The following is a 10532-nucleotide window of genomic DNA, read 5'->3' as shown; positions in this document are numbered from 1 at the left end:
AACCCTGATTCACCCAATCGCGATGGACGACGGTCTGCGTTTCGCAATCCGTGAAGGCGGCCGTACTGTAGGCGCTGGTGTTGTTGCTAAAGTTATCGCTTAATCGCGAATAATTTTTCGACACAAAAAAGGGCACTTAGGTGCCCTTTTTTTATGCAATTTGTACAAATCTTAATTGAAATAAAAACCATTCCTATTTAGACTCAATGCATTGGTTAAGAAGTGAGTCTCTCTATGTATGTATGTCTGTGTAATGCGGTGACTGACAAAGCGATCCGTAATGCGGTGCGTCAGCACAACCCCCATACCATGAAGCAACTACGTGAACTTGTGCCGATTGGTACCGATTGTGGAAAGTGCATTCGTCAGGCAAGACAGATTATGGTGGAGGAACGCGGAACTATCATCCCAATGCATGAAGTTGCCTAACAAAGGGTAAGGTTATTTTTGACTCTTGGCTTACAGGTTCTACACTTTTAGAACTGGCCAGGAGGAGTTACCTATGAAAGGCGATAAAAAGATCATTGCTCACCTCAACAAACTGCTCGGCAACGAGCTGGTTGCCATCAATCAATATTTCCTGCACGCCCGCATGTTCAAGAATTGGGGTTTAATGCGCCTCAACGATAAGGAATACCACGAGTCGATCGACGAAATGAAACATGCCGATCGCTACATTGAACGCATCCTGTTCCTGGAAGGAATACCTAATCTGCAAGACCTCGGCAAGCTGAACATCGGCGAAGACATTGAAGAGATGCTGCGTTCCGATCTGGCGCTGGAATTGGCGGGTGCCAAGAACCTGCGCGAAGGTATCGCCTACGCCGACTCGATTCACGATTATGTCAGCCGTGATTTGATGATCGACATTCTGGCCGATGAAGAAGAGCATATCGACTGGCTGGAAACCGAGCTGGATCTGATCGCTCGCCTCGGCATTCAAAACTATGCCCAGGCCCAGATTTTAGAGCGCAAAGAGTAAGCCTGCCTTCCGTTCGTCATCGCCTCTCCTGCCGGTGACCGTTTTTACGGTGGGGCAGGGGAGCTGCCCGCCAAGCATAATTCATACCTTGATCGCCGCCTTCATCCCGTGACCGTCGCTGAAAGCGCAAAAATGACGATTTCCTGAGCATATTTCCAACTGCGACTTGCTTCCTGGGCCATTTTGCGTATAATGCGCGGGCTTACCTAATCTTGGTAAGCCTGATTTTAGCGAATCAGTCGATTGGCAGGCCTTTTTTGCCTTTCGAACAATACTCCCGATATGGGGGTTATATGTTGACGATTACACTCCCCCATCAATCGAAATGGGTGTGAGGAGTAATTATTTACGTTTATAAATAATTGGAGCTCTGGTCTCATGCAGAACCAAAGAATCCGTATCCGCCTGAAAGCGTTTGATCATCGTCTGATCGATCAATCAACCGCGGAAATCGTCGAGACTGCAAAGCGCACTGGTGCGCAAGTCCGTGGTCCGATCCCGCTGCCAACTCGCAAAGAGCGCTTTACCGTTCTGATCTCTCCGCACGTTAACAAAGACGCGCGCGATCAGTACGAGATTCGCACTCACAAGCGTCTGGTTGACATCGTTGAGCCAACCGAGAAAACCGTTGATGCTCTGATGCGTCTGGATCTGGCTGCCGGTGTAGACGTGCAGATCAGCCTGGGTTAATCAGGTCATTGAGCGATTGAGAGGTTGAAACAATGATTGGTTTAGTCGGTAAAAAAGTGGGTATGACCCGTATCTTCACTGAAGATGGCGTTTCTATCCCAGTAACCGTAATTGAAATTGAAGCGAACCGCGTGACTCAGGTTAAAAGCCTGGACACCGACGGTTACCGTGCCGTTCAGGTTACCACTGGTAGCAAAAAAGCTAACCGTGTAACCAAGCCGGAAGCGGGCCATTTCGCTAAAGCTGGCGTTGAAGCTGGCCGTGGTCTGTGGGAATTCCGCCTGGAAGAAGGTCAAGAATTCGCTGCAGGTCAGGAAATTAGCGTAGAAATCTTCGCTGACGTTAAAAAAGTCGATGTTACCGGTACTTCTAAAGGTAAAGGTTTTGCTGGCACTGTTAAGCGCTGGAACTTCCGTACCCAAGACGCTACCCACGGTAACTCCTTGTCTCACCGCGTTCCGGGTTCTATCGGTCAGAACCAGACTCCGGGCAAAGTGTTCAAAGGCAAGAAAATGGCTGGCCACCTGGGTGATGAGCGCGTAACCGTTCAAAGCCTGGACGTAGTACGTGTTGACGCTGAGCGCAACCTGCTGCTGGTTAAGGGTGCTGTACCGGGCGCAACCGGTGGCAACCTGATCGTTAAACCAGCTGTGAAGGCGTAAGGGGATAGCAATGGAATTAGTATTGAAAGACGCGCAAAGCGCGCTGACTGTTTCCGAAACTACCTTCGGTCGTGATTTCAACGAAGCGCTGGTACACCAGGTTGTTGTTGCTTATGCAGCAGGTGCCCGTCAAGGTACTCGTGCTCAGAAGACCCGTGCTGAAGTAACTGGTTCCGGCAAAAAGCCATGGCGTCAGAAAGGCACCGGCCGTGCGCGTTCAGGTTCTGTAAAGAGCCCGATCTGGCGTTCAGGCGGCGTGACCTTTGCTGCTAAGCCACAGGACCACAGTCAGAAAGTAAACAAAAAGATGTACCGCGGCGCGCTGAAAAGCATCCTGTCCGAACTGGTACGTCAAGATCGTCTGATCGTTGTCGAGAAGTTCTCTGTAGAAGCGCCTAAAACTAAGCTGCTGGCACAGAAACTGAAAGATATGGCTCTGGAAGACGTGCTGATCGTGACCGGTGAACTGGATGAGAATCTGTTCCTGGCAGCTCGCAACCTGTACAAGGTTGACGTGCGCGATGTAGCAGGTATCGATCCGGTTAGCCTGATCGCCTTCGACAAAGTGGTTATGACTGCTGATGCTGTGAAGCAAGTTGAGGAGATGCTGGCATGATCCGTGAAGAACGTTTGCTGAAAGTGCTGCGTGCACCGCACGTATCTGAAAAAGCATCCGCTGCGATGGAAAAAAGCAACACCATCGTTCTCAAAGTTGCCAAAGACGCGACCAAAGCAGAAATCAAAGCTGCAGTGCAGAAACTGTTTGAAGTCGAAGTCAAAGACGTGAACACCCTGGTAGTTAAAGGGAAAGTGAAGCGTCACGGTCAGCGTGTTGGTCGTCGTAGCGACTGGAAAAAAGCTTACGTCACCCTGAAAGAAGGCCAGAATCTGGACTTCATCGGCGGCGCAGAGTAAGTCGGAGGAGTAAGAACAATGGCAATTGTTAAATGTAAACCTACATCTCCGGGTCGTCGCCACGTTGTTAAAGTGGTTAACCCTGAGCTGCACAAGGGTAAACCTTATGCCCCGCTGCTGGAAAAACTGAGCAAAAGCGGTGGTCGTAACAACAATGGCCGTATCACCACCCGTCATATCGGTGGTGGCCACAAGCAACATTATCGTCTGGTTGACTTCAAGCGCAACAAAGACGGTATCCCTGCTGTGGTTGAGCGTCTGGAGTACGATCCGAACCGTTCCGCGAACATCGCGCTGGTTCTGTACAAAGACGGCGAACGCCGTTACATCCTGGCGCCGAAAGGCCTGAAAGCTGGTGACCAGATTCAATCTGGCGTTGATGCTGCAATCAAAGCGGGTAACACCCTGCCGATGCGCAACATTCCAGTTGGTTCAACGGTTCACAACGTAGAAATGAAACCAGGTAAAGGCGGCCAGATGGCTCGCTCCGCTGGTGCCTACGTTCAGATCGTTGCTCGTGATGGTTCCTACGTAACTCTGCGTCTGCGCTCCGGCGAAATGCGTAAAGTTCCAGCTGATTGCCGCGCCACCCTGGGTGAAGTCGGTAACGCTGAACACATGCTTCGCGTTCTGGGTAAAGCAGGTGCTGCACGTTGGCGTGGTGTTCGTCCTACCGTTCGCGGTACGGCGATGAACCCGGTAGATCACCCGCACGGTGGTGGTGAAGGTCGTAACTTTGGTAAGCACCCGGTAACTCCGTGGGGCGTTCAGACCAAAGGTAAGAAGACCCGTAGCAACAAGCGTACTGATAAGTTCATCGTACGTCGCCGTAGCAAAAAATAATTAGAGGATAAGCCATGCCACGTTCTCTCAAGAAAGGTCCTTTTATTGACCTGCACTTGCTGAAGAAGGTAGAGAAAGCGGTGGAAAGCGGTGACAAGAAGCCTTTGCGCACTTGGTCCCGTCGTTCAACGATCTTTCCTAACATGATCGGTTTGACCATCGCTGTCCATAATGGTCGTCAGCACGTACCAGTGTTCGTTTCCGATGAAATGGTCGGTCACAAACTGGGTGAATTCGCGCCGACTCGTACTTATCGCGGCCATGCGGCTGATAAAAAAGCTAAAAAGCGCTAAGGTAGGAGGAAGAGATGGAAACTATCGCTAAACATCGCCACGCTCGTTCTTCTGCTCAGAAGGTTCGCCTTGTTGCTGACCTGATTCGCGGTAAGAAAGTGTCGCAAGCTCTGGAAACTCTGACCTACACCAACAAGAAAGCTGCTGGTCTGGTTAAGAAAGTGCTGGAGTCTGCCATTGCTAACGCAGAACACAACGATGGCGCTGACATCGATGATCTGAAAGTTACGAAAATCTTCGTAGACGAAGGCCCAAGCATGAAGCGCATTATGCCGCGTGCAAAAGGTCGTGCAGATCGCATCCTGAAGCGCACCAGCCACATTACTGTGGTTGTGTCCGATCGCTGAGACTCTGGAGACTAGCAATGGGTCAGAAAGTACATCCTAATGGTATTCGCCTGGGTATTGTCAAACCTTGGAACTCTACTTGGTATGCGAATACCAAAGAATTCGCTGACAACCTGGACAGCGACTTTAAAGTTCGTCAATTCCTGACTAAGGAACTGTCGAAAGCTTCCGTTTCTCGCATCGTTATCGAGCGTCCTGCGAAGAGCATCCGTGTGACCATTCACACTGCTCGCCCAGGCATCGTTATCGGCAAGAAAGGTGAAGACGTCGAAAAACTGCGCAAGGTCGTAGCGGACATCGCTGGCGTTCCTGCACAGATCAACATCGCCGAAGTCCGTAAACCGGAACTCGACGCTAAATTGGTTGCTGACAGCATCACTTCTCAGCTGGAACGTCGCGTTATGTTCCGTCGTGCTATGAAGCGTGCAGTACAGAACGCAATGCGTCTTGGCGCTAAAGGTATCAAAGTTGAAGTAAGCGGCCGTCTTGGCGGCGCCGAAATCGCACGTACCGAATGGTACCGCGAAGGTCGTGTTCCATTGCACACTCTGCGTGCGGACATCGACTACAACACATCTGAAGCGCACACCACTTATGGTGTAATCGGCGTTAAGGTATGGATCTTCAAAGGTGAGATCCTGGGTGGTATGGCTGCAGTTGAACAACCGGAACCGGCTGCTCAACCTAAAAAGCAGCAGCGTAAAGGCCGCAAGTAAGGAGAGTCGCTGATGTTACAACCAAAGCGTACAAAATTCCGTAAGGTGCACAAGGGCCGCAACCGTGGTCTGGCGCAAGGTACGGATGTTAGCTTCGGCACTTTCGGTCTGAAAGCTGTTGGCCGTGGCCGTCTGACTGCTCGTCAAATCGAAGCAGCTCGTCGTGCAATGACTCGTGCAGTTAAGCGTCAAGGCAAGATCTGGATCCGTGTATTCCCGGACAAACCGATCACCGAGAAGCCGCTGGAAGTGCGTATGGGTAAAGGTAAGGGTAACGTGGAGTATTGGGTTGCCCTGATCCAGCCTGGTAAGGTCCTGTACGAAATGGACGGCGTGCCAGAAGAGGTTGCCCGCGAGGCATTCAAACTGGCAGCAGCGAAACTGCCGATCAAAACCACCTTTGTAACTAAGACGGTGATGTAATGAAAGCACAAGAGCTGCGTGAAAAAAGCGTTGAAGAGCTGAATGCCGAGCTGCTCAACCTGCTGCGTGAGCAATTCAACTTGCGCATGCAGGCGGCCAGTGGCCAGCTGCAACAAACTCACCTGTTGAAACAAGTGCGTCGTGACGTCGCACGCGTTAAGACTTTACTGACTCAAAAGGCGGGTGTGTAAATGACTGAAGTTATCCGTACCCTGCAGGGTCGTGTTGTTAGCGATAAAATGGAGAAATCCATCGTTGTTGCTATCGAGCGTACTGTGAAGCACCCGATCTACGGGAAATTCATCAAACGTACGACCAAGCTGCACGTACATGACGAGAACAACGAATGTGGTACCGGCGACGTGGTGGAAATCCGCGAATGCCGCCCACTGTCCAAGACCAAGTCCTGGACGTTGGTTCGCGTTGTAGAGAAAGCGATTCTGTAATAGAGTAGCTGGCTCTCACTTAATAAACGGCTCAGAAAATGAGCCGTTTATTTTTTCTACCCATACCAAGTAAGCGGTGTTATAATGCTGCGCCCTCGGTTATGGGGCTTTTCAACGGCCTAATTTTTACTTGGGTCTTTAAAGTAGTAGTTGACATTAGCGGAGCACTAAAATGATCCAAGAACAGACTATGCTGAACGTCGCCGACAACTCCGGTGCACGTCGCGTAATGTGTATCAAGGTTCTAGGTGGCTCGCACCGTCGCTACGCAGGCGTCGGCGACATCATCAAAATTACCATCAAGGAAGCAATTCCTCGCGGTAAGGTGAAGAAAGGCGATGTTCTGAAGGCGGTAGTGGTGCGCACCAAGAAGGGTGTACGTCGCCCGGACGGTTCTGTCATTCGCTTCGATGGCAATGCATGCGTTATTTTGAACAATAACAGCGAGCAGCCAATCGGTACGCGTATTTTTGGGCCGGTAACTCGTGAACTGCGTAATGAGAAGTTCATGAAAATTATCTCTCTGGCACCAGAAGTACTCTAAGGAGCGAACATGGCAGCGAAGATCCGTCGTGATGACGAAGTTATCGTGATTACCGGGAAAGACAAAGGTAAGCGCGGTAAAGTAAAAAATGTCCTGTCTGCTGGCAAGGTCATTGTTGAAGGCATCAACCTGGTTAAGAAACACCAGAAGCCGGTTCCGGCTCTGAACCAACCAGGCGGCATTGTTGAGAAAGAAGCTGCAATTCAGGTTTCTAACATTGCTATCTTCAACGCGGCTACCGGCAAGGCTGACCGTGTAGGCTTTAGATTCGAAGACGGCAAAAAAGTCCGTTTCTTCAAGTCTAACAGCGAAACTATCAAGTAATTTGGAGTAATACGATGGCGAAACTGCATGATTACTACAAAGACGAGGTAGTCAAACAACTGATGTCTCAGTTTGATTACAACTCTGTCATGCAAGTCCCTCGGGTCGAGAAGATCACCCTGAACATGGGTGTTGGTGAAGCGATTGCTGACAAGAAACTGCTGGATAACGCCGCAGCGGACCTGGCAGCCATCTCCGGTCAAAAACCGTTGATCACCAAAGCCCGCAAATCTGTTGCAGGCTTCAAAATCCGTCAGGGCTATCCGATCGGCTGTAAAGTAACTCTGCGTGGCGAACGCATGTGGGAGTTCTTTGAGCGTCTGATCTCCATTGCTGTTCCACGTATCCGTGACTTCCGTGGCCTGTCCGCCAAGTCATTCGATGGCCGTGGCAACTACAGCATGGGCGTGCGTGAGCAAATCATCTTCCCAGAAATCGACTACGACAAAGTCGATCGCGTTCGTGGTTTGGATATTACCATTACCACTACTGCGAAATCTGATGATGAAGGCCGCGCGCTGCTGGCTGCTTTTAACTTCCCGTTCCGCAAGTAAGGCAGGGTTACTGATGGCTAAGCAATCAATGAAAGCACGCGAAGTCAAGCGCGTGAAATTAGCTGACAAGTTCTTTGCAAAACGCGCTGAACTGAAAGCTATTATCTCTGATGTGAACGCATCCGATGAAGATCGTTGGAATGCCGTTCTCAAGCTGCAAACTCTGCCGCGTGATTCCAGCCCGTCTCGTCAGCGTAAACGCTGCCGCCAAACTGGCCGTCCACATGGTTATGTGGGCAAATTCGGGTTGAGCCGTATTAAGCTTCGTGAAGCCGCTATGCGCGGTGAAGTACCAGGCTTGAAAAAGGCTAGCTGGTAATTACCAATTGAATCACGGGAGTAAAGACAGATGAGCATGCAAGATCCGATCGCGGATATGCTGACCCGTATCCGTAACGGTCAAGCCGCGAACAAAGTTGCGGTCACCATGCCTTCCTCCAAGCTGAAAGTGGCAATTGCCAACGTGCTGAAGGAAGAAGGTTTTATTGAAGATTTCAAAATCGAAGGCGACGCCAAGCCTGTTCTGGAACTGGTACTGAAGTACTTCCAGGGCAAAGCTGTGGTAGAAAGCATTCAACGTATCAGCCGTCCAGGTCTGCGCATCTACAAGAAAAAAGATGAGCTGCCAAAAGTTATGGCCGGTTTGGGTATCGCTGTTGTTTCTACCTCTAAAGGTGTTATGACCGATCGTGCAGCTCGCCAGGCTGGTCTGGGTGGCGAGATTATCTGCTACGTAGCTTAATTCGGGAGGAAAGAATGTCTCGTGTTGCAAAAGCACCCGTCGTCATTCCTGCCGGCGTAGAGGTAAAACTCAACGGTCAGGTTATTTCGATTAAGGGTAAAAACGGCGAGTTGACTCGTACTATCCACGACGCCGTTGAAGTGAAGCAAGAAGCTAACGCACTGACTTTCGCTCCGCGCGAAGGTTTTGCTAACGCATGGGCCCAAGCGGGTACCACGCGCGCTCTGCTGAACGCAATGGTTGTTGGTGTTACCGAAGGCTTCACCAAGAAGCTTCAACTGGTAGGTGTTGGTTATCGTGCTGCCGTTAAAGGCAACGTGGTGAATTTGGCCCTGGGCTTCTCTCACCCTATCGATCACCAGCTGCCGGCAGGTATCACTGCTGAATGCCCAAGCCAAACTGAAATCGTGCTGAAAGGCGCTGATAAGCAGGTAATTGGCCAGGTAGCAGCAGATCTGCGCGCTTACCGTCGTCCTGAGCCTTACAAAGGCAAGGGTGTTCGTTACGCCGACGAAGTCGTGCGTACCAAAGAGGCTAAGAAGAAGTAAGGTAACACTATGGATAAGAAATCTGCTCGTATCCGTCGTGCGACCCGCGCACGCCGCAAGCTCCAAGAGCTGGGTGCAACCCGCCTGGTGGTACATCGTACCCCGCGTCACATTTACGCACAGGTGATTGCTCCAAACGGTTCTGAAGTACTGGTAGCCGCTTCTACTTTAGAAAAAGCTATCGCGGAGCAACTGAAGTATTCCGGTAACAAAGACGCAGCAGCAGCCGTAGGTAAAGCTCTGGCTGAGCGCGCGTTGGAAAAAGGGATTGCGAAAGTATCCTTTGACCGTTCCGGTTTCCAATATCATGGTCGAGTCCAGGCACTGGCAGATGCTGCCCGTGAAGCTGGCCTTCAGTTCTAAGGAAGAGGTTTAAGATGGCTCACATCGAAAAACAAGCTGGCGAACTGCAGGAAAAGCTGATCGCGGTAAACCGCGTATCTAAAACCGTAAAAGGTGGCCGTATTTTCAGCTTTACCGCACTGACTGTAGTTGGTGATGGTAACGGTCGCGTTGGTTTTGGCTACGGCAAAGCACGCGAAGTTCCAGCAGCGATCCAGAAAGCGATGGAAAAAGCCCGTCGCAACATGATGAACGTCGCGCTGAACAGCGGCACCCTGCAGCACCCTGTTAAGGGCGCTCACACGGGTTCTCGCGTGTTCATGCAGCCTGCTCATGAAGGTACCGGTATCATCGCGGGCGGTGCAATGCGCGCCGTTCTCGAAGTTGCTGGGGTGCACAACGTATTGGCTAAAGCTTATGGTTCCACCAACCCGATCAACGTGGTTCGTGCAACTATCGACGCTCTGGCGAATATGAAGTCTCCTGAAATGGTCGCTGCTAAGCGTGGTAAATCCGTTGCCGACATTCTGGGGTAATTGACCATGGCTAAGACTATTAAAGTTACACAAACTCGCAGCTCAATTGGCCGTCTGCCGAAGCATAAAGCTACTCTGCTCGGTCTGGGTCTGCGTCGTATTGGTCACACCGTAGAGCGCGAGGATACTCCTGCTGTTCGCGGTATGGTCAACCTGGTTTCCTACATGGTTAAAGTTGAGGAGTAACAGATGCGTTTAAATACTCTGTCTCCGGCTGAAGGTGCCAAGCATGCGCCTAAGCGTGTAGGTCGTGGTATTGGTTCTGGCCTGGGTAAAACCGGCGGCCGTGGTCACAAAGGTCAGAAGTCTCGTTCTGGCGGTGGCGTACGTCGTGGTTTCGAAGGTGGTCAGATGCCTCTGTACCGTCGTCTGCCGAAATTCGGCTTCACTTCACGCAAAGCGATGATCACGGCAGAAGTTCGTCTGTCTGAACTGGCTCTGGTTGAAGGCGATGTTATCGACCTGAACGCGCTGAAAGCCGCTAACGTAGTTGGTGTCCAGATCGAATTCGCGAAAGTTGTACTTTCTGGCGAAGTCGCTCGTCCGGTAACCCTGCGTGGTCTGCGTGTCACCAAAGGCGCTCGTGCTGCTATCGAGGCTGCTGGCGGTAAAATTGAGGAATAAG

The 10532-nt window shown here is 51.0% G+C and carries 23 protein-coding genes and 1 pseudogene; all 24 read left to right on the top strand.

Annotation, left to right across the window (positions count from 1 at the left end; translation table 11 throughout):
• Positions 1-103 (top strand): annotated as a pseudogene (locus ACJ8PL_RS25400) (EF-Tu/IF-2/RF-3 family GTPase); the annotation flags it as partial.
• A gap of 131 nt (positions 104-234) precedes the next feature.
• Positions 235-429, top strand: a complete 195-nt coding sequence (gene bfd, locus ACJ8PL_RS25395) for a bacterioferritin-associated ferredoxin (RefSeq protein ID WP_015379266.1) — start codon at positions 235-237, stop codon at positions 427-429.
• A gap of 73 nt (positions 430-502) precedes the next feature.
• Positions 503-982: a bacterioferritin gene (bfr, locus tag ACJ8PL_RS25390; RefSeq protein ID WP_004929784.1), complete on the top strand. Its 480-nt coding sequence runs from the start codon at positions 503-505 to the stop codon at positions 980-982.
• 378 nt (positions 983-1360) lie between these two features.
• On the top strand, positions 1361-1672 hold the full coding sequence (gene rpsJ, locus ACJ8PL_RS25385; protein ID WP_001181005.1) for a 30S ribosomal protein S10: 312 nt from the start codon (positions 1361-1363) through the stop codon (positions 1670-1672).
• Positions 1673-1704: 32 nt separating this feature from the next.
• Positions 1705-2334: a 50S ribosomal protein L3 gene (rplC, locus tag ACJ8PL_RS25380; RefSeq protein WP_015379265.1), complete on the top strand. Its 630-nt coding sequence runs from the start codon at positions 1705-1707 to the stop codon at positions 2332-2334.
• 10 nt (positions 2335-2344) lie between these two features.
• Positions 2345-2950: a 50S ribosomal protein L4 gene (gene rplD, locus ACJ8PL_RS25375; RefSeq protein ID WP_004929779.1), complete on the top strand. Its 606-nt coding sequence runs from the start codon at positions 2345-2347 to the stop codon at positions 2948-2950.
• A complete protein-coding gene (gene rplW / locus ACJ8PL_RS25370; protein ID WP_004929776.1) occupies positions 2947-3249 on the top strand; it encodes a 50S ribosomal protein L23 in 303 nt (100 codons plus the stop codon). Before rplD ends, rplW begins: the two co-directional genes overlap by 4 nt.
• 18 nt (positions 3250-3267) lie before the next feature.
• A complete protein-coding gene (gene rplB, locus ACJ8PL_RS25365) occupies positions 3268-4092 on the top strand; it encodes a 50S ribosomal protein L2 (RefSeq protein WP_004929775.1) in 825 nt (274 codons plus the stop codon).
• 14 nt (positions 4093-4106) lie between these two features.
• Positions 4107-4385 (top strand): 30S ribosomal protein S19, encoded by a 279-nt coding sequence (rpsS, locus tag ACJ8PL_RS25360; RefSeq protein WP_004929772.1) that lies wholly within the window; start codon positions 4107-4109, stop codon positions 4383-4385.
• Between the two features lie 14 nt (positions 4386-4399).
• Positions 4400-4732 (top strand): 50S ribosomal protein L22, encoded by a 333-nt coding sequence (gene rplV / locus ACJ8PL_RS25355; RefSeq protein ID WP_002223844.1) that lies wholly within the window; start codon positions 4400-4402, stop codon positions 4730-4732.
• 17 nt (positions 4733-4749) lie between these two features.
• Complete coding sequence (gene rpsC, locus ACJ8PL_RS25350; protein ID WP_004929766.1) at positions 4750-5448, top strand: 30S ribosomal protein S3; 699 nt, start codon at positions 4750-4752, stop codon at positions 5446-5448.
• A gap of 12 nt (positions 5449-5460) precedes the next feature.
• A complete protein-coding gene (rplP, locus tag ACJ8PL_RS25345; protein ID WP_004929764.1) occupies positions 5461-5871 on the top strand; it encodes a 50S ribosomal protein L16 in 411 nt (136 codons plus the stop codon).
• On the top strand, positions 5871-6062 hold the full coding sequence (gene rpmC, locus ACJ8PL_RS25340) for a 50S ribosomal protein L29 (RefSeq protein WP_004929762.1): 192 nt from the start codon (positions 5871-5873) through the stop codon (positions 6060-6062). Before rplP ends, rpmC begins: the two co-directional genes overlap by 1 nt.
• Positions 6063-6317, top strand: coding sequence for a 30S ribosomal protein S17 (rpsQ, locus tag ACJ8PL_RS25335; protein WP_004929760.1), 255 nt, complete (start codon positions 6063-6065; stop codon positions 6315-6317).
• A 172-nt stretch (positions 6318-6489) separates the two neighbouring features.
• On the top strand, positions 6490-6861 hold the full coding sequence (gene rplN, locus ACJ8PL_RS25330) for a 50S ribosomal protein L14 (RefSeq protein WP_000613954.1): 372 nt from the start codon (positions 6490-6492) through the stop codon (positions 6859-6861).
• A 9-nt stretch (positions 6862-6870) separates the two neighbouring features.
• The gene (gene rplX, locus ACJ8PL_RS25325) at positions 6871-7185 is read left to right on the top strand and encodes a 50S ribosomal protein L24 (RefSeq protein WP_004929758.1); all 315 of its coding nucleotides are present in this window, start codon (positions 6871-6873) and stop codon (positions 7183-7185) included.
• 14 nt (positions 7186-7199) lie between these two features.
• Positions 7200-7739 carry a 50S ribosomal protein L5 gene (rplE, locus tag ACJ8PL_RS25320; RefSeq protein WP_004929756.1) on the top strand — a complete coding sequence of 180 codons (540 nt, stop codon included), beginning with the start codon at positions 7200-7202 and terminating at the stop codon, positions 7737-7739.
• Positions 7740-7752: 13 nt separating this feature from the next.
• On the top strand, positions 7753-8058 hold the full coding sequence (gene rpsN / locus ACJ8PL_RS25315; protein ID WP_004929754.1) for a 30S ribosomal protein S14: 306 nt from the start codon (positions 7753-7755) through the stop codon (positions 8056-8058).
• Positions 8059-8088: 30 nt separating this feature from the next.
• Positions 8089-8481 carry a 30S ribosomal protein S8 gene (gene rpsH, locus ACJ8PL_RS25310; RefSeq protein WP_004929753.1) on the top strand — a complete coding sequence of 131 codons (393 nt, stop codon included), beginning with the start codon at positions 8089-8091 and terminating at the stop codon, positions 8479-8481.
• 14 nt (positions 8482-8495) lie between these two features.
• A complete protein-coding gene (rplF, locus tag ACJ8PL_RS25305) occupies positions 8496-9029 on the top strand; it encodes a 50S ribosomal protein L6 (protein ID WP_004929751.1) in 534 nt (177 codons plus the stop codon).
• 9 nt (positions 9030-9038) lie between these two features.
• The gene (gene rplR, locus ACJ8PL_RS25300) at positions 9039-9392 is read left to right on the top strand and encodes a 50S ribosomal protein L18 (protein ID WP_004929748.1); all 354 of its coding nucleotides are present in this window, start codon (positions 9039-9041) and stop codon (positions 9390-9392) included.
• A 14-nt stretch (positions 9393-9406) separates the two neighbouring features.
• Positions 9407-9907, top strand: coding sequence for a 30S ribosomal protein S5 (gene rpsE / locus ACJ8PL_RS25295; RefSeq protein WP_004929747.1), 501 nt, complete (start codon positions 9407-9409; stop codon positions 9905-9907).
• A 6-nt stretch (positions 9908-9913) separates the two neighbouring features.
• Entirely contained in the window at positions 9914-10093 is a 180-nt protein-coding gene (rpmD, locus tag ACJ8PL_RS25290; RefSeq protein ID WP_048232028.1) for a 50S ribosomal protein L30, read from the top strand.
• 3 nt (positions 10094-10096) lie between these two features.
• Positions 10097-10531 (top strand): 50S ribosomal protein L15, encoded by a 435-nt coding sequence (gene rplO, locus ACJ8PL_RS25285; RefSeq protein WP_004929742.1) that lies wholly within the window; start codon positions 10097-10099, stop codon positions 10529-10531.
• Position 10532: the final 1 nt, after the last annotated feature.

The sequence above is a fragment of the Serratia sp. CY83965 genome, assembly GCF_052166375.1.
GTDB lineage: Bacteria > Pseudomonadota > Gammaproteobacteria > Enterobacterales > Enterobacteriaceae > Serratia > Serratia marcescens.
This window is presented reverse-complemented; position numbering and strand designations above follow the sequence as displayed.